The sequence below is a fragment of the Variovorax sp. HW608 genome (assembly GCF_900090195.1).
In the GTDB taxonomy this organism is placed as follows: domain Bacteria; phylum Pseudomonadota; class Gammaproteobacteria; order Burkholderiales; family Burkholderiaceae_C; genus Variovorax.
The window spans coordinates 4,678,121-4,703,385 of record NZ_LT607803.1; the positions used below are offsets into that span (position 1 = coordinate 4,678,121).

General features: G+C 68.2%; 26 protein-coding genes. 10 read left to right on the forward strand and 16 right to left on the reverse strand.

The annotated features are described in order from the left end of the window. Window positions 1–196: 196 nt before the first annotated feature. Window positions 197–1,633 (forward strand): surface-behavior sensor histidine kinase ShkS, encoded by a 1,437-nt coding sequence (gene shkS / locus VAR608DRAFT_RS22085; protein WP_231972920.1) that lies wholly within the window; start codon window positions 197–199, stop codon window positions 1,631–1,633. Here the strand turns inward: shkS and VAR608DRAFT_RS22090 are convergent. The 7 genes from VAR608DRAFT_RS22090 to VAR608DRAFT_RS22120 form a co-directional block, all read right to left on the reverse strand. Continuing rightward, window positions 1,630–2,226 carry a response regulator transcription factor gene (locus tag VAR608DRAFT_RS22090; RefSeq protein ID WP_088956013.1) on the reverse strand — a complete coding sequence of 199 codons (597 nt, stop codon included), beginning with the start codon at window positions 2,224–2,226 and terminating at the stop codon, window positions 1,630–1,632. The genes shkS and VAR608DRAFT_RS22090 overlap by 4 nt on opposite strands. A 62-nt stretch (window positions 2,227–2,288) precedes the next feature. Further along, the gene (locus VAR608DRAFT_RS22095; RefSeq protein ID WP_088956014.1) at window positions 2,289–3,611 is read right to left on the reverse strand and encodes a tryptophan--tRNA ligase; all 1,323 of its coding nucleotides are present in this window, start codon (window positions 3,609–3,611) and stop codon (window positions 2,289–2,291) included. Window positions 3,612–3,621: 10 nt separating this feature from the next. Next, a complete protein-coding gene (locus VAR608DRAFT_RS22100) occupies window positions 3,622–4,293 on the reverse strand; it encodes a site-2 protease family protein (RefSeq protein WP_088956015.1) in 672 nt (223 codons plus the stop codon). A gap of 40 nt (window positions 4,294–4,333) precedes the next feature. Further along, entirely contained in the window at window positions 4,334–4,969 is a 636-nt protein-coding gene (locus VAR608DRAFT_RS22105) for an L-threonylcarbamoyladenylate synthase (protein ID WP_088956016.1), read from the reverse strand. 150 nt (window positions 4,970–5,119) lie between these two features. Next, window positions 5,120–6,052: a DMT family transporter gene (locus VAR608DRAFT_RS22110; protein WP_231973585.1), complete on the reverse strand. Its 933-nt coding sequence runs from the start codon at window positions 6,050–6,052 to the stop codon at window positions 5,120–5,122. 5 nt (window positions 6,053–6,057) lie between these two features. Further along, window positions 6,058–6,912 carry a 3',5'-nucleoside bisphosphate phosphatase gene (locus VAR608DRAFT_RS22115; RefSeq protein ID WP_088956017.1) on the reverse strand — a complete coding sequence of 285 codons (855 nt, stop codon included), beginning with the start codon at window positions 6,910–6,912 and terminating at the stop codon, window positions 6,058–6,060. Window positions 6,913–6,939: 27 nt separating this feature from the next. Next, window positions 6,940–7,983, reverse strand: a complete 1,044-nt coding sequence (locus tag VAR608DRAFT_RS22120) for a transporter (RefSeq protein ID WP_231972921.1) — start codon at window positions 7,981–7,983, stop codon at window positions 6,940–6,942. A 169-nt stretch (window positions 7,984–8,152) separates the two neighbouring features. On the opposite strand from VAR608DRAFT_RS22120, the gene ppk2 reads away from it, so the two are divergent. The 8 genes from ppk2 (at window position 8,153) to urtE (ending at window position 17,080) form a co-directional block, all read left to right on the forward strand. Continuing rightward, window positions 8,153–9,070: a polyphosphate kinase 2 gene (gene ppk2, locus VAR608DRAFT_RS22125; RefSeq protein ID WP_088956019.1), complete on the forward strand. Its 918-nt coding sequence runs from the start codon at window positions 8,153–8,155 to the stop codon at window positions 9,068–9,070. 75 nt (window positions 9,071–9,145) lie between these two features. Beyond that, complete coding sequence (locus tag VAR608DRAFT_RS22130; RefSeq protein WP_088956020.1) at window positions 9,146–10,195, forward strand: extracellular catalytic domain type 1 short-chain-length polyhydroxyalkanoate depolymerase; 1,050 nt, start codon at window positions 9,146–9,148, stop codon at window positions 10,193–10,195. 17 nt (window positions 10,196–10,212) lie between these two features. Beyond that, a complete protein-coding gene (locus tag VAR608DRAFT_RS22135) occupies window positions 10,213–11,061 on the forward strand; it encodes a lipase family protein (protein ID WP_088958909.1) in 849 nt (282 codons plus the stop codon). A gap of 107 nt (window positions 11,062–11,168) precedes the next feature. Then, window positions 11,169–12,437 (forward strand): urea ABC transporter substrate-binding protein, encoded by a 1,269-nt coding sequence (gene urtA, locus VAR608DRAFT_RS22140; protein WP_088956021.1) that lies wholly within the window; start codon window positions 11,169–11,171, stop codon window positions 12,435–12,437. Between the two features lie 106 nt (window positions 12,438–12,543). Then, window positions 12,544–14,136 (forward strand): urea ABC transporter permease subunit UrtB, encoded by a 1,593-nt coding sequence (urtB, locus tag VAR608DRAFT_RS22145; RefSeq protein ID WP_443082880.1) that lies wholly within the window; start codon window positions 12,544–12,546, stop codon window positions 14,134–14,136. Between the two features lie 126 nt (window positions 14,137–14,262). Next, window positions 14,263–15,504: an urea ABC transporter permease subunit UrtC gene (gene urtC / locus VAR608DRAFT_RS22150; protein WP_088956022.1), complete on the forward strand. Its 1,242-nt coding sequence runs from the start codon at window positions 14,263–14,265 to the stop codon at window positions 15,502–15,504. Then, window positions 15,501–16,376: an urea ABC transporter ATP-binding protein UrtD gene (gene urtD / locus VAR608DRAFT_RS22155; RefSeq protein ID WP_088956023.1), complete on the forward strand. Its 876-nt coding sequence runs from the start codon at window positions 15,501–15,503 to the stop codon at window positions 16,374–16,376. Before urtC ends, urtD begins: the two co-directional genes overlap by 4 nt. Window positions 16,377–16,387: 11 nt before the next feature. Continuing rightward, entirely contained in the window at window positions 16,388–17,080 is a 693-nt protein-coding gene (urtE, locus tag VAR608DRAFT_RS22160; RefSeq protein WP_088956024.1) for an urea ABC transporter ATP-binding subunit UrtE, read from the forward strand. On the opposite strand, the gene VAR608DRAFT_RS22165 is transcribed toward urtE, so the two are convergent. Then, a complete protein-coding gene (locus tag VAR608DRAFT_RS22165) occupies window positions 17,081–17,770 on the reverse strand; it encodes an anti-sigma factor family protein (protein WP_088956025.1) in 690 nt (229 codons plus the stop codon). It lies immediately after the preceding gene. Further along, window positions 17,757–18,332 carry a sigma-70 family RNA polymerase sigma factor gene (locus tag VAR608DRAFT_RS22170; protein ID WP_088958911.1) on the reverse strand — a complete coding sequence of 192 codons (576 nt, stop codon included), beginning with the start codon at window positions 18,330–18,332 and terminating at the stop codon, window positions 17,757–17,759. Before VAR608DRAFT_RS22170 ends, VAR608DRAFT_RS22165 begins: the two co-directional genes overlap by 14 nt. Before the next feature lie 232 nt (window positions 18,333–18,564). Between VAR608DRAFT_RS22170 and VAR608DRAFT_RS22175 the strand changes: the two genes are divergently transcribed. Next, the gene (locus VAR608DRAFT_RS22175; protein WP_088956026.1) at window positions 18,565–19,509 is read left to right on the forward strand and encodes a VTT domain-containing protein; all 945 of its coding nucleotides are present in this window, start codon (window positions 18,565–18,567) and stop codon (window positions 19,507–19,509) included. 1 nt (window position 19,510) lies between these two features. Here VAR608DRAFT_RS22175 and VAR608DRAFT_RS22180 read toward each other — a convergent pair whose 3' ends face one another. The 7 genes from VAR608DRAFT_RS22180 to VAR608DRAFT_RS22210 all read right to left on the reverse strand — a co-directional run bounded on the left by VAR608DRAFT_RS22180 (window position 19,511) and on the right by VAR608DRAFT_RS22210 (window position 25,196). Then, window positions 19,511–20,956, reverse strand: a complete 1,446-nt coding sequence (locus VAR608DRAFT_RS22180; protein ID WP_088956027.1) for an MFS transporter — start codon at window positions 20,954–20,956, stop codon at window positions 19,511–19,513. A 22-nt stretch (window positions 20,957–20,978) separates the two neighbouring features. Next, window positions 20,979–21,809, reverse strand: a complete 831-nt coding sequence (locus VAR608DRAFT_RS22185; protein WP_088956028.1) for an urease accessory protein UreD — start codon at window positions 21,807–21,809, stop codon at window positions 20,979–20,981. 62 nt (window positions 21,810–21,871) lie between these two features. Continuing rightward, a complete protein-coding gene (locus VAR608DRAFT_RS22190; protein WP_088956029.1) occupies window positions 21,872–22,651 on the reverse strand; it encodes an ABC transporter ATP-binding protein in 780 nt (259 codons plus the stop codon). After that, complete coding sequence (gene modA, locus VAR608DRAFT_RS22195) at window positions 22,648–23,409, reverse strand: molybdate ABC transporter substrate-binding protein (protein ID WP_088956030.1); 762 nt, start codon at window positions 23,407–23,409, stop codon at window positions 22,648–22,650. The genes VAR608DRAFT_RS22190 and modA overlap by 4 nt, the downstream gene beginning before the upstream one ends. Before the next feature lie 16 nt (window positions 23,410–23,425). Then, window positions 23,426–24,103 (reverse strand): molybdate ABC transporter permease subunit, encoded by a 678-nt coding sequence (gene modB / locus VAR608DRAFT_RS22200; protein ID WP_088956031.1) that lies wholly within the window; start codon window positions 24,101–24,103, stop codon window positions 23,426–23,428. 167 nt (window positions 24,104–24,270) lie between these two features. Then, window positions 24,271–24,618 (reverse strand): winged helix-turn-helix domain-containing protein, encoded by a 348-nt coding sequence (locus VAR608DRAFT_RS22205; RefSeq protein WP_088956032.1) that lies wholly within the window; start codon window positions 24,616–24,618, stop codon window positions 24,271–24,273. Between the two features lie 53 nt (window positions 24,619–24,671). Continuing rightward, a complete protein-coding gene (locus VAR608DRAFT_RS22210) occupies window positions 24,672–25,196 on the reverse strand; it encodes a nucleoside deaminase (RefSeq protein WP_088956033.1) in 525 nt (174 codons plus the stop codon). Between the last annotated feature and the right edge of the window lie 69 nt (window positions 25,197–25,265).

Genomic DNA, 25,265 nt, shown 5'->3' on the forward strand with positions numbered 1-25,265 from the left:
CTCGAGCTAGACATTTCCGCAGGCAATTAAGATCGCGCCTGCGACGGGCCGATGATCGGTGGCGGTCCGTCGCGTGTGCATGTATCCCGCCGAGTTCCGTTCATCATCATCTTGCGAGCCGCACGGCGCCGCATGCAGGGCCCCTCGCGAGGGGCCTTTTTCTTGAACCGGCGGCCGACTGAGGGGCAGTGATGCCATGATGGGAAATTCGTCGTTCGCAGGTCTGGGCAATTCATCTTTCGCGAGCCTCACGCCGGCGCCCGCGTCCGCCGACGAGGCCGAGCCGTGGGTTCGCGGCGAGTTGATCCGCAGCCTGATGCGGGCCTCGCGCGGCTCGTACCTGCTGGCTGCGGCGCTGATGCCTGCGATGGTCGGGCTCAGCTGGGGCCATGTCCCCGTCTGGCAGCTCATGGTCTGGCTGGCGATCGGCATCGCGGCCACCGGCTGCCGCATCTGGGGCGAGCAGATCTATGCCCGCCACTACGCCGACCGCGATTCGGCCGCCCAGCAGTACTTCGTCGACCACTATCGCTTTCTGTGGAGCACCAGCGCCTTCGCGTGGGGCCTGTCGATCCTGATCTTCTTCGAACGCACGCCGCTGGTGAACCAGTTCATGAGCTGGCTCATCGTCGCCGGGGTCGCGACCTTCCCGCTCAACGGCCTCGCGCTGCATCCGCCGCTGCTCAAGCGCTACGTGAACACGCTGTTCTTCACGATGCTCGCGGCCATCGGGCTCAGGATGATCGAGCTCAATTTCGAGAAGCCGCATTTCCACTACGGCTTCCTGATGCTGCCGGGCCTGCACTGGTGGCTGCTGCTGCGCGCCGGCCGGCGCATCCACGAGACGGCGCGCAACAGCTTCGAGCTGCTGTTCCACAACCACATCCTGATCAACTCGCTGACGCAGCAGCGCCAGGCGGCCGTGTCGGCGGTGGCGATGAAGAACCGCTTCCTCGCGAGCGCTGCGCACGACATGCGCCAGCCGGTGCTGGCGCTGTCGCTCTATGCGGACTGGCTGCGCAACGAGCCCGAACTGGTGGCCGAGATCGCGCCCAAGATCGTGCGCGCCACGCATGCGGTGAATGCGCTCTTCGATTCGCTGTTCGATCTGGCCCGGATCGACTCGGGCCAGGTGCGGCTGCACATCGAGCGGGTCGATGTGGCCCAGCTGCTGCACGATCTCGAGCTGCAATACCGACCGGTCGCCGAGGCCAAGGGCCTGACCTTCCGCATGCACGTGACGCCGGGAACGGTGCTCACCGACCCGATCCGCGTGCGCCGCATGATCGGCAACCTGCTCGCCAACGCGATCAAGTACACGGCAGAGGGCGGCGTCCTGCTCGCGTCGAGGCAGACGCGCGACGGCCTGAGGGTGGAAGTCTGGGACACGGGCATCGGCATCGCCCGCGAACACCTGCGTGATGTGTTCCTGGAGTTCTACAAGGTGGCCGACCACGCCGGCACCTCGGACGGCTTCGGCCTCGGCCTCGCGATCGTCGCGCGCCTGTCGCACGCGCTGGGTCACCCCGTCAGCGTGCGGTCACGCCTGGGCCGCGGCAGCGTCTTCCGCGTCGCGTTGCACGACGCGGATGAGAGCCAGGCCCAGACCCGGATCTCGGGCGCCGTAGGCTAGCCGGGCAGGAGCCCGTTGGTGCGGGCGTGGTGCAGCGCCTGGGTGCGGCTCTTCACGCCCAGGCGGCGGAACAGGCGCCACAGGTGCACCTTGACGGTGTGCTCGCTGATGTCGAGTTCGGTGGCGATGTCGCGGTTGCTCATGCCCTGGTCCAGCATGGCGATCAACTGGGTCTGGCGCTTCGACAGCTTGTTGCTGGTCGCCGTCACCGGCTCCTCGGCCTCGGTGTCGGCCATCAGCAGGCCGCGCAGCGCGGCGGTGAGTTCGGCCGAGCTGGCGGATTTTTCGATGTAGGTGTCCGCGCCGGCCTCGATGCAGGCCTCTTCCATGTCGGCCGAAGGCGATGCCGAATAGACCGCCACGGGCACGTCCGGATAGTCATGCTTCACCGCGACCACGCCGGAAACGCCGGTGGTGTCCGGCAGCTTCAGGTCGAGGCAGAAGAGCCCCGGCGCCCCGTGCTGCTTGACGGCTGCGGAGAGCTTGTCGAGCCGTTCGAGCTCGACGATGGTCTCGGCCGGGCGAAGCCGGCGCAGCACCATCACGATGGCGTCGCGCATCAGGGGGTGGTCGTCGATGACGTAGATACTCATGGTTTTCTCACTGTGTGCGCGGTCCGGGCCGTGCCCCTCGCCGCGCGTTGCTCTCACTCAAATCAGCCCTCGCTGGCCGCCTCGGCCGCCAGCGCCTCCAGCGCGGAGGACGCTGCACTCGTTCCCTCGTCGTCCATGGGCTCGAGTTGTGCGGCCAGCTGGGCCAGCGCGGCGCCGCGCTCCTGCTTCAGCATGGCGATGGCGCGGCCGGCTTCCTGCGGCGTTGCGAACCCCCGGCTTTGTACCAGTTGTGCGCCCGTCGCGTCGAGAAACTTGAAGTAGAAAAGGCCATCGCTTTCCCTGTATTGCTTGAAGCTCGGGCGTAGGGCCTTCGCCGCCTTGCGCGCCGCAGGCCTGGCGCTCGACGCCAGATTGCGCAGGCCGACCGCGTGGCGAAGCTCGGCGAGGAAGGGCTTGGACAGCGCGCGCGCCTTGTCGGCGCCGGCGCGAAGGATCTTCTCGATCCGGGCCGGGTCGTTGATCAATTCGTCGTAATGCTGGCGCATCGGTGCGATCTCGCGGTCGATGCGCTCGAAGAGCATCTGCTTGGCATCGCCCCAGCCGATCCCGTCGGCGTAGGCCCGGCGCAGGGTCTCGGTCTCCTCGCTGTCGGCAAAGGCCTGGTAGATCTGGAACAGCGCCGAGCCTTCCGTGTCCTTGGCCTCTCCAGGCGCGCGTGAATCGGTGACGATGCCGGCGATGAGCTTCTGCAGATTGGCGCGCGGCGTGAAGAGCGGGATCGTGTTGTCGTAGCTCTTGCTCATCTTGCGGCCGTCGAGGCCGGGCAGCGTCGCCACCGCGTCGTCGATCTCGGCCTCGGGGAGCTGGAAGTGCTCGCCGTAGAGGTGGTTGAAGCTCGCCGCCATGTCGCGCGCCATCTCGATGTGCTGGACCTGGTCGCGGCCCACCGGCACCTTGTGGGCATTGAACATCAGGATGTCGGCCGCCATGAGCACGGGGTACATGAAGAGGCCCGCGCTGACGTCCGCGTCGGGGTCATCGCCCTTGGCGACGTTCTTGTCCACCTGCGCCTTGTAGGCATGCGCGCGGTTGAGCAGGCCCTTGCCCGCCACGCAGGTGAGGAACCAGGTGAGTTCGGGAATCTCGGGGATGTCGGACTGCCGGTAGAAGGTCACGCGCTCGGGGTCGAGCCCGCAGGCCAGCCAGGTGGCGGCGATCTCCAGGGTCGAGCGCTGGATGCGCGCCGGGTCGTCGACCTTGATGAGCGCGTGGTAGTCCGCGAGGAAGTAGAAGCTCTGCACGTCCGCGCGGCGGCTGAAGCGCACCGAGTGCCGCACCGAGCCCACGTAGTTGCCGAGATGCGGCGTCCCGCTGGTGGTGATGCCGGTGAGGAAGCGGACGATGTCGGGATTGGACGAGGCCATGTGAAAAGACTCAGCGGATCAGGGCGACGATGGGGGAGAGCAGCAGGTTGACGACCTCGTAGCCGATGGCCATCAGCGGCTGTAGCCAATAAGTACTGACGACGCCGGCGAGGACGAGGGCCATCACGATGAAGAACCCATAGGGCTCGATGCGCGCGAGGAATTCCTGCGCGCGGCCGCGCGGCAGCAGCCCCGCGAGGACCCGGCCGCCGTCGAGCGGCGGCAGCGGGAAGAGGTTGAACGCCCACATCACGAGGTTCACCAGCACGCCCCCCTGTGCCATCTTGAGGAAATAGGGCTCGTTGATGCCGAAGCCGGCGAGCGCGACGTAGAACAGCGCCCAGAGGATCGCCTGGACGAAGTTGGCGGCCGGCCCGGCCAGCGCGACCCAGATCATGTCGCGCTTGGGATGGCGCAGCCGGCCGAAGCTCACCGGGACGGGCTTGGCGTAGCCGAACAGAAAGCTGCCCGAGGTGGCGAAGAACAGCAGCAGCGGCATCAGGATGGTGCCGACCGGGTCGATGTGCTTCATCGGATTGAGCGTCACCCGGCCGAGCACGTAGGCCGTGTTGTCGCCGAAATAGCGGGCGACGTAGCCGTGCGCGGCCTCGTGCAGGGTGATCGCGAAGATCACCGGCAGCGCGTAGATGAGCACGGTCTGGATGGTGTTGGAGATGTCCACTTGCGGATTGTCTCAGACGGGTGCGTGTCCCTTGGGCGGATCAGAGGCCGAGCAGCGCCAGCGAGCCGCGTCCCTGCCGCACCAGCACCGGGTCGCCGCCGGTGCCCATGGGCACGAGATCGACCACGGTCGTCGGTTCCGACGGACAGGCGCCCGCATCGATCACCCCGCCGATCTGCTTCTCGAAGCGTTCGCGGATCTGCGCGGCGTCGTTCATGGCCTCGGTCTCGCCGGGGGGGATCAGGGTGGTGGCCAGCAGCGGCTCGCCATGCAAGGTGAGCAACTCGCACAGGACCTTGTGGTCGGGCATGCGCAGGCCGATGGTCTTGCGCTGCGGATGGCTCACGCGGCGCGGGACTTCCTTGGTCGCTTCGAGGATGAAGGTGTAGGGCCCCGGCGTCGCGGCCTTCAGCAGGCGGTACTGCTTGTTGTCGACCCGCGCGTAGTTCGCGAGCTCGCTCAGGTCGCGGCAGATCAGCGTGAGGTGATGCTTCTCGTCGACCTGCCGGATGCGCCGCAACTGGTCGACGGCGTCCTTGTCGTCGAGGTGGCAGGCCAGCGCGTAGCTGGAGTCGGTCGGCACCGCGACGATCTCGCCGCGCGCGAGCAGGGCCGCGGCCTGCTTGAGAAGCCGCTGCTGCGGATTGTCGGGATGGACTTCGAAGAACTGGGCCATGAAAACCTGACGGGAACGGGAGCCCGCCATTCTGCCGTCAGTCTCCCCAACGCTCGCCAGGAACCCCGCGGAGCCGGCTTTGCCGGTCCGCCGGGGTTGCCCCCTCGAGGGGGGAGGCGGCTACACGAAGTGAGCAAGCAACGGGGGTGGTCAAGATTCGGCGGGTTCGATCGGCATGCGGCGCTCGCGCACCGTGAGCCATGCGCCCGCGGCCCCGCAGACAGCGATCAGCGCCATGCCGGCCAGCGAGAGCGTGTCGGGCACCTGCGAGAAAACGATCCAGCCGGCCAGCATCGCGAAGGCGATCTGCGCGTAGAGATAGGGCGTGAGCGTGGAGGCCGGCGTGCGCTGGTATGCCAGGATCAGGATGAAATGCCCGATGGTGCCCATGAACCCCATCAGGCACAGCAGCGCCCACCAGTGCCACGACGGCAGCGCGGTCCAGACGAAGGGCAGCGCCAACGAGGCCAGGAGGGTGCCCACCCAGCCGGTGTAGAAGTGCATCGTGAGCGGGTTCTCGGTGCGCGCCAGCTTGCTCGTGAGCACCTGGAACCAGGCGTTGGTCAGCACCAGCCCGATGGGCAGCAGCATGGCCCAGCCGAAGGCGTCGCCGCCCGGGCGCAGGATCACCAGCGTGCCGGCGAAGCCGCCCGCCACCAGCGCCCAGCGCAGCGGCGAGACGTGTTCCTTGAGGGTGGTGGCGGCGAGCAGCGTGATCACGAGCGGCGCGATCAGCACGATCGAGGTGAATTCCGCCAGTGGCATGTAGCGCAGGCTCAAGAACGCCAGGATGCTCGATGCCAAGAGCAGCGTGCCGCGCAGGAGCTGGTAGCGCGGATGGTGCGTGCGCAGCAGGGCAGTGCCGTGCCGGGGCAAAAGGACCATCGTGGTGGCGACCGCCTGGAAGGCGTAGCGCACCCAGACCCCCATGAGGATCGGTACCGCCGCGGTCGAGCGCTTGGTGGCGGTGTCCAGCGTCGCGAAGCAGGCGACGGCGAGCAGCACCAGCCCGATGCCGGCGAGGGTCCGTGCGGATTCGAGGTGGCGCGCGCTTGGCGTGGCGACCGTGGCGCCGCCGGGCAGGGAACTCACTGGATGCGGTGCTCCAGCAGCTCCCACACCGGCGTGAGGTTCCCGGGCAGCCAGGGAAGCTTGCCCAGGTCGCAATGGCTTTCGTCGGGGCTGTGGAAATCGCTGCCGCGCGAGGCAGCGAAGCCGAATTCCAGCGCCTTGTCGGCGTACTCGACGTACTCGGTCGGCGTGTGGCTTCCGGTCACCACCTCGATCGCCTTGCCGCCGTGGGCCTTGAACTCGAGGAACAGCGCGTATTCCTCGTTGGCGGTGAACCTGTAGCGGCCCGGATGGGCGATCACGGCCAGCCCGTTGGCGGCGGTGATCCAGCTCACCGCGTCCTTCAGCGTGGCCCAGCGGTGCGGCACGTAGCCCGGCTTGCCTTCGGTGAGGTACTTGCGGAAGACCTCGGCCGTGTCGCGGCAGTAGCCGCCTTCCACCAGGAAACGGGCGAAATGGGTGCGCGAGATCAGCTCGGGGTTGCCGACGAATCGGAGCGCGCCCTCATAGGCGCCCTGGATGCCGACCTTGGCCAGCTGCTCGGACATCTCCAGCGCGCGCTTGCCGCGCCCGCCCCGGGTGTCGTAGAGGCCTTCGGTGATCCCCGCGTCGTCGGCGTCGAAGCCCAGGCCGACGATGTGCACCGTCTCGCCCGCGAAGGTGACGGAAATCTCGGTGCCCGTGAGGTAGCGGATGCCGTTCTCGCGTGCCGCAGCGGCCGCGCGGTGCAGGCCGCCGATCTCGTCGTGGTCGGTCAATGCCCAGAGCTCGACGCCGTTGGCCGCGGCGCGCGCGGCGAGCTCCTCGGGTGTGAGCGTGCCGTCCGAGACCACGGAATGGCAGTGCAGGTCGGCATTAAGGATCGATGACACGTCACGAATCTTAACTTTCCTGCGCTTTCAGCGCTTCTTGCGAAAAGCCAGCCATGCCGCCACCGCGGTGAACGTGGCCACGACGCCGACCAGGATCCAGAAGCCGTGCTTGTGCTCCTGGAGCGGGATGCCGCCGACGTTCATGCCGAACAGGCCCGCCATGATGTTGATCGGCAGCGCGAGCACGGTCACCACCGTCAGCACGAAGAGGCTTCGGTTGTTGTCCTCGTTCACGTTGGCCGCGATCTCTTCCTGCAGCAGCTTGATGCGCTCCTGCAGCGCGCCCATGTCGCGCAGCACGACTGAGAACTCCTCCGACGCCGCCCGCAACTGCAGGGCGTCGGGTTCGGACATCCAGTGCGGCGGGGTCTGCAGCAGGCGGAACAGCGCCGCCGGTTCCGGCGCCAGGAGCCGCTGCAGGCGCACCATCACGCGCCGCAGCATGCCCAGCCGCGCGCGCTTGTGGTCGAGGCGGCCGGCCAGGAGCTCGTCCTCGATCGAGTCGATGCGCGCCGTCCCGTCACGGACGATCTTCACCAGCACGTCGGCCTGCACCCGCATCAGGTGCTCGAGCAGCTCGGTGGTCGAGCGCGGCGCGTCGCCGGCCTTCACGGCCGTGCGCAGCGCGTCCACCGAGCGCAGCGGCTGGCTGCGCGCGGTGACCACCAGCCGCGGGCCCACGCTGATCCACAAGGTGGAGATGTCCGAGGGCTCGAAGCTGAACTCGAAGTGCACGTCGTTGATGACCGCGATCAGCGAATCGTCCGCGCGCTCGATGCGGGTGGAGTGCAGGCCGTCCTTCAGCGTCTCGTAGAACACGTCCGAAAGGCCCGCGTGGCGCGTCAGCCAGCGCTCGGCCGGCGCATGGCTGAGGTTGAAATGCAGCCACATGAACGCGCGATCCGCCGTGCCGTCTTCATGACCGGCATCCCGGGCCAGCCATTCGGCCGCCCGCGACGAATCGACCGCGCGCACCGGCTGGGCCGACCCCGCGTCGAACAGGTAGCCGCAGATCAGTCCTGCTTCATCGCTGCCATAGGCACCGAACGTCCAATCCTGGGAAAGTGCCAAGGCCGTATGTGTCAGAACAGGGATGAGTGAACGCCCCGTGGGCGAGTCCGGCATCGTCCTCCGCGTATATGACGGCCATGTGACGGGCGCCCGTCTTGCTCACTTTTCGTCACAGGACTGTCATTCGGCGGTCGCACGATAAGGTTTTTGTTTGCTCCAGAGGCGGATCATGACGCTACCCGACATCCTGAGCGACCAGGAAGAACTCATGCAGCGCATCGCGCGCGACCTGGTCGACAGCTACGACGAAGAGATCGAACTCGAAATCGAAGACCGCAGCCTCGAGGAACTGGAAACCGGCCAGATCGACGACAAGGCCGCGCGGCAGGCTTATTTCAAGAACCTGTTCCGGCTGCAGGGCGAACTGGTGAAGCTGCAGGACTGGGTGCAGAACACCCGGCAGAAGGTGGTCATCCTGTTCGAAGGCCGCGACGCGGCGGGCAAGGGCGGCGTGATCAAGCGCATCACTCAGCGCCTCAACCCGCGCGTGGCGCGCGTGGCGGCGCTGCCGGCGCCGAACGACCGCGAACGCACGCAGTGGTATTTCCAGCGCTACGTGGCGCATCTGCCGGCGGCCGGCGAGATGGTGCTGTTCGACCGCAGCTGGTACAACCGCGCCGGCGTCGAGCGCGTGATGGGCTTCTGCAGCGACGACGAGTACGAGGAGTTCTTCCGCACGGTGCCCGACTTCGAGCGGATGCTGGTGCGCTCGGGCATCAAGCTGATCAAGTACTGGTTCTCCATCACCGACGACGAGCAGCACATGCGCTTCCTGAGCCGCATCCACGACCCGCTCAAGCAGTGGAAGCTGAGCCCGATGGACCTCGAGTCGCGGCGCCGGTGGGAGGAATACACCAAGGCCAAGGAAACCATGCTCGACCGCACCCACATTCCCGAGGCGCCGTGGTGGGTGGTGCAGGCGGTCGACAAGAAGAAGGCGCGGCTCAACTGCATCAGCCACCTGCTCGGCCAGCTTCCCTATCAGGAGATGGAGCACGCGCCGGTGGTGCTGCCGGCTCGCGAGCGCCATGCGGACTACCTGCGCCATCCCGTGCCGGCGAGCATGTACGTGCCCGAGCTGTACTGACGACCGGCCGATCGGCCGGGTAGCCTGCTTCGGCCGAAGCTGCTACCGTGCGCGGACGACCCTTGCCGCACATTGATGGCCCGCCGTGCAACCTCACCGCTCACGCGCGCGTACCAGCGCAACCTGAAGGCGCTCACCAAGGCGACGCTGGGCAGCAGCAAGCGCATCGCCAACCAGGTGCAGCGGGCCGCCGCGAAGCAGCTCAAGCCGCCGCCCGGCCGCGGCGACTGGCTGCCCGGCGTGGCGCTGGGACCCGCAGGGGCGCGGCGCTATCACCTCTACCGGCCACCCGACCTGCAGTTCAAGCTGGGCGAGAAGCTGCCGCTCCTGGTCATGCTCCACGGCTGCGGCCAGACCGGGCGCGACTTCGCCATCAGCACCCGCATGAACCGCATCGCCGCGCGCGAAGGCTTCATGGTGCTCTACCCCGAACAGGACCGGCTGGCCAACGCGCAGGGCTGCTGGAACTGGTATGACCGTCGCTCCGGCAAGGCCGACGCAGAGGCGGCCACGCTGCTGGCGGCGGTGGACCAGGTCCTGATGCTGTATCCGATCGACCGCGACCGCATCGCGCTCGCCGGGCTGTCGGCCGGGGCCAGCATGGCGGCGCTGCTGGCGACGCGCTACCCGTTGCGCTTCAAGGCAGTGGCGATGCATTCGGGTGTCGCGCCCGGCGCAGCCAAGTCGCCGGCCACCGCGCTGGGCGCGATGCGCGGGCAGCACGTGCCACCGATGCCCGCCACCGCCGTCGGCAAGGCCATGGGTGCCGCAGCGGTCTTCACGACGCTGCCGCCGCTGCTCGTGCTGCACGGCGACGCCGACAGCGTCGTGTCCGCGAGCAATGCCGGCAGCACCGCGGCGGTCTGGGCGATGGCCACGGGCGCGCGCGCCGGCGTCACGCGCACGGTGCAGCGCGGCAGGCGCCATCCGATGCGCATCACCGATTTCACGCGCCGGGGGCGCATCGCGGTCTCGCTGTGCGAGATCGCGGGCCTCGGCCACGCGTGGAGCGGCGGCGCCTCCAGCATGCTGTTCACGGATGCGGCCGGGCCGGACGCGACCAAGCTGGTGTGGGCCTTCGCGGCACGCCAGTTTCGCCTGAGTGCCGACCGGCGTACGCCTTGAATCGGGAGGTGTCCACCATGTCCACCATCGCCTACGACGCCAGCCGCGCCGCACTCTACATGCCGGAGCGCCGCGAGACGCTGTTCGAGCGCGGCACTCTCTACACCCCGACGCAATGGGCCGTCGAAGCCTCGCGGCTCGCGTACTACCGGGCGGAACAGGCGGAATCCGAGCAGCGGCGCCTCGCCGCCGCACTCGCGCAGGCGGGCTTTTGCGAACCCAGGCTGTTCCTCGATGCCGCGACCTTCGCCTTCGGTGCGATCCATGGCGCCGACGGCACGACGCTCGTCGCGTTCCGCGGCACGCAGCCGGACGAGATCCGCCACCTCGCCACCAACCTGCAGGCGCAGCAGCTCGAATGGCAGGAAAGCGGCGGCCGCGTGCACGCCGGCTTCGCCAAGGCGACGCGTGGCGTGCTGCCGCAAGTATTGGACTGGCTCGCGGGCGAAGCGCAGCCGCGCAGCCGCCTCATCCTCACCGGCCACAGCCTCGGCGCCGCGCTCGCAACGCTGGCCGCGAGCGTGCTCGCGCCCGAGATGCTCATCACGCTCGGCTCGCCGCGCGTCGGCGACGCGAAGTTCGTCGCCTCGCTGGCGCACATGAACGTCGTGCGGCTGGTCGACGGATGCGACGTCGTCACCCAGTTGCCGCCGGCGCTGTCGTTCTATGCGCATGCCGGTGCGGTGACCTACATCACCTGCCTCACGGGCGAATGCGTCGACGATCCCGCGCCGACGATGATCGAGGCCGACCGCATCGAAGGCCGGGCGCGTTATGCGTCGGAGCATGCGTGGAAGCCCGGCGCCGTGTTGCTGCGTGAATTGGCGGATCACGCGCCCATCAACTACGCCCGCGGCTTTTTCTAGGGCGCGCCTATTGGCGCGCGACGTCTTGTACGCCACCCGGCGTATTTCAGCTCCAGGGGCGAATCCGCAGACTCTCTCCATCGTTCAACACAGGAGAAGGTCTCATCATGCAACGTCGTTTCACCCTCAAGGCGCTCACCGCCGCCGCCATGCTGGCAGGCCTCTCGGCCGCGCCCGCGTTCGCGCAGGACACCATCAAGGTCGGGGTGCTGCACTCGCTCTCCGGCACGATGGCGATCTCGGAAACCGTGCTCAAGGACACGGTGCTCATGGCCATCGACGACATCAACGCCAAGGGCGGCGTGATGGGCAAGAAGCTCGAGCCGGTGGTGGTCGACCCGGCCTCCAACTGGCCTCTGTTCGCCGAGAAGACCAAGCAGCTGCTCGGCCAGGACAAGGTCGCTGTGATCTTCGGCTGCTGGACCTCGGTCTCGCGCAAGTCGGTGCTGCCGGTGGTCGAGGAAATGAACGGCCTCCTGTTCTACCCCGTGCAGTACGAGGGTGAAGAGCTCAGCAAGAACGTGTTCTACACCGGCGCCGCGCCCAACCAGCAGGCCATTCCGGCAGTCGACTACCTCATGAGCAAGGAAGGCGGCGGTGCCAAGCGCTGGGTGCTGCTGGGCACCGACTACGTCTATCCGCGCACCACCAACAAGATCCTGCGCGCCTACCTCAAGAGCAAGGGCGTGGCCGACAAGGACATCGACGAGAAGTACACCCCCTTCGGCCACAGCGATTACCAGACCATCGTGGCCGACATCAAGAAGTTCTCGGCTGGCGGCAAGACGGCGGTGGTCTCGACCATCAACGGCGATTCGAACGTGCCCTTCTACAAGGAACTCGGCAACGCCGGCCTGAAGGCCAAGGACGTGCCGGTGGTGGCCTTCTCGGTCGGCGAGGAAGAACTGCGCGGCGTGGACACCAAGCCGCTCGTGGGCCACCTCGCGGCATGGAACTACTTCATGAGCATCAAGAACCCGACCAACACGGCGTTCATCAAGCAGTGGAGCGACTACGCCAAGGCGCACAACATCGCGGGCCACAAGGACAAGCCGCTGACCAACGACCCGATGGAAGCCACCTGGATCGGCATCCACATGTGGAAGCAGGCGGTCGAGAAGGCCAAGAGCACCGACACCGACAAGGTCATCGCGGCGATGGCCGGCCAGACCTTCACCGCGCCCTCGGGCATCGTCTCGAAGATGGACGAGAAGAACCACCACCTGCACAAGAGCGTGTTCATCGGCGAGATCAAGGCCGATGGCCAGTTCAACGTGGTGTGGAAGACGCCGGGTCCGGTCAAGGCCAAGCCGTGGAGCCCGTATATCGAGGGTAACGACAAGAAGCCTGATTACCCCGCAGGAAAATCGTTGTAACCCCCCAGCCTCGCCCACTTCGTGTGGCTCTGACACCCCCCTGCTGGGGGCAACACCAGCGGACCGGCGGAGCCGGTTCCGCGGTGTTTCTGGAATAGGGACCGTTGTGCTCAAAGTTTTGCGCCACATTCATTTGCTTGCGGTCGTGCTCACGCTGGCGCTGGGCGGTTCGGCTTACGCGCTGACCGCTGATGAGGCCAAGGGCATTGCTTCGGGCGATACCGAAGCGCGAATCGCGGCGCTCAACAAGGCGGTGGCTGCCGCGGATGAGAAGACGGCCGCTTTCATTCAGGCGATGTCCGACGATGCGGTGAAGGTCAGCGAAGACAAGGTGTTCGTCATCAAGGACGACAAGGCCTACGACCCGGTCACCGGAGCACAGCTGAAGCTGCCGGACGATGCCGAGGACGTGGTCAACAACAACATGATGCGTGGCGCGCTCGATGCAGCGCAGGCGGCGCTCAAGCTCACGAGCAAGGACGACGCGGTGCGCGCCGAGGCCGCGCAGGCGCTGTTCAAGGAGCCCGATGAATCGCGGCTGCCGATGGTCGAGAAGGCGCTGGCAGGCGAGACGAACCCGAAGATCAAGGCGCAGCTCGAACTGGTGCGCGCGGCGAGCCTGCTCGGCAGCGCCGACAAGGCCAAGCGCCTCGAGGCGGCCAAGGCGCTCGGCGACAGCCGGAGCCCGGAAACCAAGCTGCTGCTCAACCAGCGGCTCGCCGACGAGACCGAAGCGGACGTGAAGGCGGCGATCACTGCCTCGATCAGCAGCATCGATGGCTCGCTCGTCTGGGGCGATCGCATCAATGCGGTCTTCAGCGGCATCAGCCTGGGCTCGGTGCTGCTGCTTGCGGCGCTGGGCCTTGCGATCACCTACGGGCTGATGGGCGTGATCAACATGGCGCATGGCGAGCTGATGATGATCGGCGCCTATGCGACCTACGTGATGCAGGGCATCTTCCAACGCTTGCTGCCCGAGTCGATGTTCGGCTGGTACCTGGTGGCGGCCATTCCGGTCGCATTTCTCGCTTCGGCCCTGGTCGGGGCGGTGCTCGAGCGCGGCGTGATCCGCTTCCTCTACGGGCGTCCGCTCGAAACGCTGCTCGCCACCTGGGGCATCAGCCTGATGCTGCAGCAGCTCGTGCGTTCGATCTTCGGCGCGCAGAACGTCGGCGTGGAGAACCCGGCCTGGATGAGCGGCGGGCTGAACCTGCTGAGCAACGTCACGCTGCCGTGGAACCGCATCTGCATCATCATCTTCGCGGGCCTGGTGCTGCTTGCGATGGGCTGGCTGATCGGCCGAACGCGCCTCGGGCTCTTCGTGCGCGGCGTGACGCAGAACCGGCCGATCGCCTCGTGCATGGGCGTGAACACCGCGCGCATCGACACCTACGCCTTTGCCCTCGGCTCCGGCATCGCCGGGCTCGCAGGCTGCGCGCTCTCGCAGATCGGCAATGTCGGCCCGGACCTCGGGCAGAACTACATCGTCGACTCGTTCATGGTGGTCGTGACGGGCGGCGTCGGCCAGCTCGCGGGTACGGTGTATGCGGCGATGGGCCTCGGCATCCTCAACAAGTTCATCGAAGGCTGGGCCGGTGCGGTGCTCGCGAAGATCGCGGTGCTGGTCTTCATCATCGTCTTCATCCAGAAGCGGCCGCAGGGCATCTTCGCAGTCAAGGGGCGGAGCGCCGAAGTATGACGACCACCCCCAGCCTCGCCCACTTCGTGTGGCTCTGCACCCCCTCAAGGGGGCAACACCAGCGGCCCGGCGGAGCCGGTTCCGCGGTGTTTCTGGCATGAGAACCCCTTGCACCCCTGCGAACCCATGAGTTCTTCCGTTTCTCTTCCAACCAAAGGCCCGCTGCTGAGCGGCAAGGGCTGGACGGCCTTCTTCGTCGCGCTGGTCGTGGTCTGCGCGCTCGCGCCGGTGCTCAACATGGTGGTGCCGGCCGGCAGCGCGCTGCACATGAGCGACTACGCGGTGGCGCTCGTCGGCCGCATCATGTGCTATGCGATCTGCGCGCTCGCGATGGATCTCATCTGGGGCTACACCGGCATCCTCTCGCTCGGGCATGGCCTCTTCTTCGCGCTCGGCGGCTACATGATGGGCATGTACCTCATGCGCCAGATCGGCCGCGACGGCAACTACAAGAGCGACCTGCCGGACTTCATGGTGTTCCTCGACTGGAAGGCGCTGCCGTGGCACTGGGCGCTCTCCGACAGCTTCATCGCGACGCTGATCCTGATCGCCCTGGTGCCGGGGCTCATCGCCTTCGTGTTCGGATTCTTCGCCTTCCGCTCGCGCATCAAGGGCGTGTACTTCTCGATCATCACGCAGGCGATGACCTTCGCGGCGATGCTGCTCTTCTTCCGCAACGAGACGGGCTTCGGCGGCAACAACGGCTTCACCGACTTCAAGCGCATCCTCGGCATCCCGATCGCGACGCAGGAGATGCGCATGGTGCTGTTCGTGCTCACCGGGCTGACGCTGCTGGCCTTCCTGCTGCTGTCGAAGTGGCTGATCGCGAGCAAGTTCGGCCGCGTGCTGCAGGCGATCCGCGATGCGGAGTCGCGCGTGATGTTCTCGGGCTACAACCCGCTGGGCTACAAGCTCACGATCTGGGTGATCTCGGCCGTGATGTGCGGCGTGGCCGGGGCGCTCTACGTGCCGCAGGTCGGCATCATCAACCCGGGCGAGATGAGCCCGGCCAATTCGATCGAGATCGCGATCTGGACCGCGGTCGGCGGGCGCGCGACGCTGGTGGGGCCGGTCATCGGCGCCTTCATCGTCAACGGCGCGAAGAGCTGGCTCACGGTGGCCTATCCCGAATACTGGCTGTACTTCCTCGGCGCGCTGTTCATCGCGGTCACGCTGTTCCTGCCGGACGGCATCGTGGGGCTGGCGAAGAAACTGGCATCGAGGGAAAAGCAGAAAGCGGAAGCGGCCGAAGCGGTGTCCGGCGAAGTCCGCCATGAAGTGCAGCGCTCGGCCGCGGCCGAGCAGGGCGTCGAGCCCGCATCGCTCACGCCGCCGCTGGCCGTGGAACCCAAGGGAGCACGCGCATGACCCCCGACCTGATGGACGCCGGCGCCCTGCGCGTCGCCCGCCACATTGCCTTCGAACAGGCGCTGCACACCGAATCCGGCGGACGCGCCGCGGGCTACGGTCGGCACATGACGCCGGGTGAAGTCGATGTGACGCACGGCCGCATCCTCTACCTCGAAGACGTGAGCGTGAGCTTCGACGGCTTCAAGGCGATCAACAAGCTGTCGCTCGACATCGCGCCCGGCGAGCTGCGCTGCATCATCGGCCCGAACGGCGCGGGCAAGACCACGATGATGGACATCATCACCGGCAAGACCCGGCCCGACGAAGGCACGGTGTTCTTCGGCAGCACCATCGACCTGCTGCGCCACAAGGAGGCCGAGATCGCGCAGCTGGGCATCGGCCGCAAGTTCCAGAAGCCGACGGTGTTCGAGCACCTCACCGTGTTCGAGAACCTCGAGCTGGCGCTCGCGACCGACAAGGGCGTGAAGTCCTCGATGCTCTTCAAGCTCGATTCAGAGCAGTGCGACCGTCTGGCCGAGGTGCTGCAGACCATCCATCTCGAAAGCAGCGTGCTGCGCATGGCCGGCAACCTGAGCCACGGCCAGAAGCAGTGGCTGGAGATCGGCATGCTGCTGATGCAGGACCCGAAGCTGCTGCTGCTCGACGAGCCGGTGGCCGGCATGACGGACGAGGAAACCGCGCGCACCGCGGAGCTGTTCCTCTCGCTCAAGGGCAAGCATTCGCTGATGGTGGTGGAGCACGACATGAGCTTCATCCGCACCATCTCCGAGATCGTGACCGTGCTGTGCGACGGCTCGGTGCTCGCGCAGGGCACGCTCGATGAAGTGCAGGCGGACGAGCGCGTCATCGAGGTCTATCTCGGTCGCTAAGGAAGCAGCTCATGCTCACGGTCAGGAACATCCATCAGTACTACGGCGGCTCGCACATCCTGCGCGACGTCAGCTTCGAAGCACGGCCCGGCAAGGTCACCGTGCTGCTCGGCCGCAACGGCGTCGGCAAGACGACCTTGCTCAAGTCCTTGATGGGCCTGGTGCCCATCAAGAGCGGCAGCATCGAGTTCGACGGCGTGCCGATCCACAAGCGCACGCCCTACGAGCGGGCCCGCGCGGGCATGGGCTTCGTGCCGCAGGGGCGCGAGATCTTCGCGCGGCTCACGGTCGAGGAAAACCTGCGCATGGGCCTGGCCTACAAGTCCGGCAGCACGCCGGTGCCGCCGGAGCTGTACGAGCTGTTCCCGGTGCTCAAGCAGATGCTCAATCGCCGGGGCGGCGATCTGTCGGGCGGGCAGCAGCAGCAGCTCGCGATCGCCCGCGCGCTGGCGCCCAAGCCCAAGCTGCTGATCCTCGACGAGCCCACCGAGGGCATCCAGCCGAGCATCATCAAGGACATCGGCCGCGTGATCCGCATGCTGGCCGACCGCGGCGACATGGCGATCGTGCTGTGCGAGCAGTACTACGACTTCGCGCAGGAACTGGCCGACGACTACCTCGTGATGGAGCGCGGCGAAGTGATCGCGCGCGGGCTCGGCAAGGACATGGAAGCGCAAGGGGTGCGCCAACTCGTCGCGATCTGATCAGCTTGCGGGCGGCGGCTGCGCGGCGCCCATGCGTTCGCGCGCGAGCTTTGCGAAGGTCTGCAGCTCGGCCGCGTTGAGGTCGGACACCGCCCAGGCCTGCATGCCGCCTTCGGTCCAGTGCACCATGTTGTAGCCGCGGCGCGCCAGCAACTGCGGCGCGGACGCGGCATCCCGCGAATCCGGCCAGACGAACAGGTTGACGATGTGCTGCCCTGACCGGTAGACCAGCGCCGCCACTGCGCGCCCTTCGATGTAGTCGAGCCGGGCGCCGATCAGCGGATGCCCTTCGGCCGCCAGATCGACCACCGGCGGAGAGAAATCGAGCTTGCCCGCGAACCACGGCTTGACGGTGTGATGGTCCGACGAGGCCACGTCCATCAGATGTCCGGCCATCAGCGAGCGGATGTGGCTGTCGGTGACCGCGTCGCCGAGCGCATGGCCTGCCGAGCCCAGCAACAGCGCGAACGAGAGCGCCCATGCCGTGGCCGCGCCCCCGCCGAACAGCGCCAGCGCCGGCAGCCAGCGCGGCCGGGTCTTCGGCCGCGGCGGCGGCACGAACGCCGGCGCGCCGTTCGCGTTCCGCACTCCGGCGCGGATGCGCTCGGCCAGCGCGGGCGACGGCGCGTGGCGCGTGGCCTCCTGCCGGATCAGCCGGCCGAGATCGTCGTGCGCTTCATTGGGTTGCATCGCGATGGGCTCCTGATTTGTCGGGCGGCGCTTCCTCCTGGAGCGCATTGCGCAGCAGCGCGCGGGCGCGCGAAAGGCGCGACATCACCGTCCCCACCGGGATGCCGGCGATGCGCGCAATCTCCTCGTACGACATGTCTTCCATCTCACGAAGGACGATGACCTCGCGGAACGGCGGGGCGAGCGCCTCGATGGCCGCATCGATGCGCCGGCCCAGGGCACGCTGCTCCCAGGCGGCTGCGGGGTCCCCGCCGTCGCGCTGCGCCGCGCCGATGCCGGGGTCCTCGGTGCCGACATCGCGGAACTCGTCGAACTCGACCTGGTCCGCCAGATGGCGCGACTGCCGCATCGCGTCGTAGCAGGCGTTGCGCACGATGCCGAACAGCCACGGCCGCGCATCGCCGCCGCGAAGGTCGTCGAAGAAACGGAACGCGCGCAAGAAAGCCTCCTGCACTGCGTCTTCGGCCTGCTGGTCGTCGCGCAGCAGCCAGCGCGCCAGGTTGTACGCGGCGTGCAGGTGCGGCAGGGCCGCGGTCTCGAATCGGCGGGTGCGGTCGTTCAACACAGTCCCCTGCATGACGCGGCGGGTCGCGGATTTATTCCCGGGCTGCGGGAACAGGCGGCGCCCGGCGGCCGTCATGCACAGGGCGATTCTGTTCCTTCCCGATCCATTCAGGGGCGCCTGACGACGTGATCGTGGCGAAAGGCGGTACGCTCAGGCCACTCCAACAGCCAGAGCCGCCCGCCATGCCGATCCCTCCCGTCGCCCGTCCGCTGCCATCCGGGAGCCTCGCGTGGAGCTGCTGAGCCTGCTGCTGGTGGAGCACGCGGTCGCGGTGGTGTTCGTTGCCACCTTCCTGGCGCGGGTCGGGCTCCCGGTGCCGGCATCGCCGCTGCTCGTGGTGGCCGGCGCCCTGGCGGCCATCGCGCAGCCGGTGCTGATGGTGGCGATGGTGGCCGCGTCGTGGCTCGCGAACCTGCTCGGCGACGCCGTCTGGTTCTATACCGGGCGGCTTTATGGCTACCGCTTCATGCGGCTGCTGTGCAAGATCTCGATCTCGCCCGATTCCTGCGTGCGCCGCAGCGAAACGCTGATCGGCCGCTGGGGCGGGATGTCGCTGGTGCTGGCGAAGTTCGTGCCCGGCGTCTCGGTGATCGCGCCGCCGATGGCGGGCGCGCTGGGGATGTCGTCGTGGCGCTTCGTGGCCTTCGATACGGCCGCCGCGCTGCTGTGGACCGGCATCTTCCTCGCGCTGGGCTGGATCTTCCGTGGCCAGATCCAGGCGGTGCTCGATGCCCTGTCGGAGGCGGGCGGCTTCGCGATCGTGGCGATCGTCGTCGTGCTCGCCGCGATGCTTGCGTGGCGCTTCTGGCGGCGCCGCAACTTCATGCGCCTGACCGGCATGCCGCGCGTGACCGTCGGCGAACTGCTGACCATGATGGATGGCGAGCCGCCGCCGATCGTGATCGACGTGCGCGGCGAGGCGGGGGTGCAGGTCGATCCGCGGCGCATTCCCGGTGCGCTGCCGATCGCGCTCAAGGACATCCAGCAGCGGCGCGTCGAGTTGCCCTTCGAGGGCGCCGATCGCGAGATCGTGCTTTATTGCAGCTGCCCGAACGAGGTCTCGGCCGCGCTGGGCGCGCAGGCGCTGGCGTCGCGCGGCCTGAAGCGCGCCCGGCCGCTCGCGGGCGGGCTCGAAGCGTGGGTCGAGGCCGGCCACCCGACCCAGACGGCCTGAGTCACGGGCGCGGCCCCGGCGCCTCGCGGGGCGCCGATCCGAGCGGCGGCGCGATCTCCTCGAGCGGCTTGCGCTCGGCGTCCACCGCCCAGCGCCATGCGATCGATCCGGCCACGACCACCAGCACCGCGCCGATCGCATAGCCCGCCGCGACCGCGGCCCGGCTGCCGGTCTCGATCAGCGCGCCGAAGAGCGCCGGTGCGACGAAGCCGCCGGCACCGGTGCCCACCGCATAGAAGATCGAGATCGCGATCGCGCGCATCTCCAGCGGGAAGACCTCGCTCACCGTGAGATAGGCCGAGCTCGCCGCGGCCGACGCCAGGAAGAACACCGCCGACCAGCAAAGCGCCTGGCTGCGCGCGTCGAGGAGGCCCTGCATGAAGGCCAATCCCGTCAGCCCGAGCCCGATGCCCGAGCACACGTAGGTCAGCGCGATCATGCGCCGCCGCCCCACGTGGTCGAAGAGCGGGCCGAGGACGAGCGGCCCGAGCACGTTGCCGAGCGCGAAAGGAAAGATGTAGAGCGCGACCCTGCCTTCGGGCACGCCGTGGAAGCGCGTGAGCACCAGCGCATAGGTGAAGAAGATCGCGTTGTAGAAGAAGGCCTGCGAGATCATCAGCGCCAGTGCCACCATGCTGCGCTGCGGATAGCGCCGCAGCAGCACGTGCAACACTTCGCGCCAGCCGGGATGCGCGCGCTCGCCGAAGGCCACGTGGCCAGCCGCAGACGGCAGCGGGCCGTGCTGCGCCGTCACCTGTTCCTCGATGCGGCGCACGATGCCTTCGGCTTCCTCTGCGCGGCCGTGCGCGATCAGCCAGCGCGGGCTTTCCGGAACGTCGCGCCGCACCAGCAGGATCGCCACCGCCAGCAGCGCGCCCAAGGCGAAGCCGGCGCGCCAGCCCGCCACCGGACCCAGCACGCGCGGATCGAGCAGCCACAGGCTGACCCCCGCGCCGAGCGCTGCGCCGACCCAGAAGCTGCCGTTGATCGCGAGGTTCACGCGTCCGCGCACGCGCGCCGGGATCAGCTCGTCGATCGCCGAGTTGATGGCCGCGTACTCGCCGCCGATGCCCAAGCCGGTCGCGAAGCGGCAGACGGCAAAGAACGCGAAGCCCGTCGAAAGCGCGGTCGCCAGCGTCGCGACCGCATAGACCGCGAGCGTCAGCAGGAAGAGCCGCTTGCGCCCCAACCGGTCCGCCAGCCGGCCGAACACCAGCGCGCCGACCACCGCTCCGGCGATGTAGAGCGAGCCGGACCAGCCGACCTGTGTTGCGCTCAGCGCCAGCGTGTCCGGCCGCTCCAGCACGCCGCCGAGCGAGCCGACCAGCGTGACCTCCAGCCCGTCGAGCACCCAGGCCACGCCGAGCGCGATGACGACGCGCCAGTGCCAGCGCGACCAGGGCAGGCCATCGAGGCGGGCCGGGATGTCGCTTCGTTCGATGCGCATATCGGCTCCGCCCGGTGCCCGGCTACATCGCCCAGATGCGCGGCGGCTGGCCGGGAAGCTTCCAGAGTTCGCCGCGCCAGGCCATCCAGACCTGGCGCAGCAGCTGCATCGCCGGTTCGACCACCGGCGCGAGCGCGCGCAGCACGATGACCTCGGCGTGCGGGCTGGTGACGCCCGCGCTTTCCTGCAGCGCATGGCGCTCGATCAGCGAGCGCGCCGCGTCGAGTGCCGCCTCGCGCCGCTCGCGCGCGATCGGCGAGCCGGCGACGAAGAAGATCGACGCGATGCAGCGATGCCCCGCGAGGCCGAGCGGACTCTGCAGCAGCCGCAGATCGCTGGCATCTATGCGCCCGCGCTCCAGCCATACGCCGGGCGCCTCGATGTGCTGCTGCAGCGTGCCGTGTTCGAAGGGCTTGCCGGCGTTGGGCAGCCCGAGCGCGGTCACGTCCCAGCCGATCAGCTCGGCGCCCGGCGCGACGCGCAGGGTCAGCCGGTTCTCGGCGCGGCAGCCGCTGTAGCAGATGGCTTCGAGCGGCAGCCATTCGAGGCGCGCACCGGGTTCGAGCGCGAGCTCGGTGCGCTGTCGCGCGAGCTCGCCTTCGGAACGGTAGAAGCGGCTTGCGCCGGGCGTGGTGATCAGCCCGTGACTCCCCGACGCGGCGCGCACGCGGATATCCAGCGTGTCGCCGCCGACCAGCCCGCCCGGCGGATGGACCAGCACGTTGTGACACACCGCGTCGCCCTCCGGATAGAGGCTCTGGAGAATGCGCAAGGGGCCGTCATGGCGGAATCGCGCAGTGCTGCGTTGTTGTTCGAGGCGATAGTCGAGGTCGAGTTGCGCGTGCCAGGGCATGGATCGAGTGTAGGGATTTCGCTGTGCTCAGCAGTGGCAGGCAGGCTGTCGCGGGACCGCCTCTAGCCGCCGTGGAGCAGACGGCGCAGCCTGCCGCGTTCGGGCGTTTCCTCGTGCCGCGCAGGCACGCCGAGCTGCTGCACCATGAGCGGGCGGCTCGTGCCGCCCCGAAGGTCGACCTCGCGTACCACCTGGCCTGCCTCGTAGACGAAGGCGACGTCGGCCAGGTCGAGCACGTCGTCGATGTCGTGCGTGATCATCAGCACCGGGATGCCCCATTCGCGCTGCATGGCCGCGAGATCCTGCCGCACGGCACTGCGCAGCATCGGATTGAGCGCTGCGAAGGGCTCGTCCAGCAGCAGCACCTGCGGGCGGCACGCGAGCGCGCGGGCGAGCGCCACGCGCTGCTGCTGTCCACCGGACAGGGTGCGCGGCCGGCTGTCGGCCATGGCGTCGAGATCGAAGCTGCGCAGCAGGGCATCGACCCGCTCCCCGTCCTCGCGCGATAGGCGCCGCTTGCGCCACGAGGTGAGGCCGAAGGCGACGTTGTCGCGCACCGAGAGGTGCGGAAACAGTGCGTAATTCTGGAACAGGTAGCCGATGCGCCGCTCGGACGCCGGTATGTCGATGCCCTGCGTGGAATCGAATAGCGTCCGGCCGTCGAGCGTGACATGCCCGCGCGACGGATGCAGCAGCCCGGCGATGGCCTGGAAGGTCAGCGACTTGCCGGCCCCGGATGGGCCGTAGAGCGCGGCAAAAGGAACGCTCGTGGCGAAGCGCGCCGCGAGATCGAAGCGGCGCGTTCCATCGGTGACCGTCAGTTGCAGGTCGACGTCGATCACGGCTTGCCGAAGCCGAAGCGCAACAGCACCGCCTGCGACGGCTCGCTCGACAGGAACGCGATGAAGTCCTTCGCCAACGCCTTCTCCTTGCTTTCCGCGGTCACGGCGATCGGATAGGACACGGGCGCGTGGCCGGTCGCCGTGAGCACCACGCGCACCTTGTCGCCCATGACGGCGGCATCGGTACGGTACACGAAGCCGGCTTCCACTTCACCTCGGCTGACGTAGTCGAGCACCTGGCGCACGCTGTCGGCCTGCACGAAGCGGGGTTCCAGCGGGGTCCAGAGCCCGGCGGCCTCGAGCGCCTCGCGCGTGTAGCGGCCCACCGGCACGGTCGCGGTCTTGCCGACCGCGATCTTCTTCACGCCGGGACCGCTGAGGTCCTGCAGGGTCTTGAGGCCGACGCCGCCCTGGGCGGGCTCGATCAGCACGAGGCTGTTGGCGGCGAAGTCCCTGCGCGTCGCGGCGTCGATCAGCTTCTGGCTCGCGGCGCGGTCCATGGTTTCCTGGTCGGCGCTGGCGAACACGTCCACCGGCGCGCCCTGGCTGATCTGCTGCAGCAGCACGCCCGAGGCGGCGAAGTTGAAGCGCACGGTCGCGCCCGGCCTGCTTGCCTCGAACCTGGCGCCGATTTCCTTGAAGGCATCCGTCAGGCTCGCGGCCGCCGACACCGTGAGCTGCTGCGCCATCGCGCCGGCCGGCAGGGCCAGGACGAGAGCGATGGCGGCAAGGCGGCGAGCGAGGCGGGACGTGGGCATGAAGAGGCTCCTGGCGTCAGCGAAGCGAGAAGAACCGGTTCGACAGAACCAGCACCGTGATCGAAAGCAGCGAGGTGACGACCACCAGCACCAGCGCGAGGTCGTCGTTGCCCGCCTGCGCGGCGTCATAGATGGCCATGGACAGGGTCTGCGTCTGCTTGGGGATCGACCCTGCGACCATCAGCGACGCGCCGAACTCGCCCATGGCGCGTGCGAAGGCGAGCAGCGTTCCTGCGAGGATGCCCGGCCATGCCAGCGGCAGCGTCACGCGCAGGAAGACCGAAAGCGGCGACTGGCGCAGCGTGCTTGCCGCGGCTTCGAGCGACCGGTCCACATGCTCGAAGGCCGCGCTGGCCGACTTGAGCACCAGCGGCAGCGCCACCACCGCCGAGGCCACCACCGCGCCGTGCCAGCTGAAGATGATGGTGTAGTCGAAGTGCTCGCGCAGCCAGCCGCCGAGCGGACTGCGCCGGCCGGCCGCCACCAGGATCGCGTAGCCGATCACCGTGGGGGGCAGCACCAGCGGCAGCATGAACAGCGATTCGAGCACCAGGGAACCCGGAAACGGCTTGCGCGCGAACACCCAGCCCAGTGCGACGCCGGCCAGCATCGCGAGCAGCGTCGCAAAGGCCGCGACCTTGACCGAGAGCACCAGCGGTGACCAGTCGATCGAGGAGAGGAGGGTGATCGTCATGCACTTGAGGGAATGACGGCATTGTTGCACATGGCAAAGATGCGGGGTCCGTGAATCCGTTCCCTACAAGCAGGAGAGCGCCAGGGCGGTGTCCTGGATCTTGAGAAGATCGACCTTCATATACTCGCGGATACAGCGATCGGGCAAGGCACCCGTGGCCGATCACCTCAAGGCGCGAGCAGGCGGGTGAGCGCCGTGATGTCCGATGCCGCCGCGACACGCGCGGTGCTTTCGATGGCCCGGTAGTGGCGCACGATCTGTTCGCCGACCGGCGTGAGCGCGGTGCCGCCGCCATGCGCGCCGCCGGTGGCGGTGCTGACCGCGGGCGAGCTGAGCGAGCGGTTCATCTCGTCGATGAGCATCCAGGCGCGCCGGTACGACATGCCGAGCTGGCGGCCGGCAGCGGAGATGGAGCCTGTTTCCGCGATGGCTTCGAGCAGCGCGATCTTGCCGGGGCCAATGGCGATGCTGTCGTCGCGGTAGATGCGCAGGCGGAACTGCACTTTGGGTTTCATGGACGCGGAGGTTAGTCGATCCGGCGACGGGCGGCGATCGGCCGGCGCCAAGGCTACGCGCTCTTCCAGGCGCCGTCATGCGCCGCCGCGGCCTCGTCGACCAGCGCGGGGCCGATGCATTCGATCGGATGCGGCGACGCGCGGAACACGTCGCGGCACGACAGCTCGGCATCGCGCTGGTCGCCGCGCGCGCCGCGGAACACCCGCAGCCGCACTGCGTCGATGCCGAACACCACGCGGCCGATGTTGGCCCAGAAGATCGCGCCGGCGCACATCACGCAGGGCTCGCCGGACGAGTAGATCGTCGCGCCGGCCAGCTCCTCGCGCGACAGCTTGCGTTCGGCGAGCATCCGCACCGCATTGGTCTCGGCATGGCCGGTGACGTCGCCCGTCTCGGCGGTGTTGCAGTAGGCCTCGGCCAGCACCTCGCCGGCCGCGGAGACGATGACCGCGCCGAAGGGCCGGTTGCCCCGTCGCCGGGCCGCGTGCGACCAGACGATGGCCTTGCGCAGGTAGCGTCCGTCGCGTTCGTCGAGCGGGGATTCGGCCGGAAAGAAATCGGGAGGAAGGGCGGTCATGCCTCGATGCTACGTTCAAAGCGCACCGGCAGCATCGCGTCGGGCGCGCAACTTGCGTGCGCCCGGGGA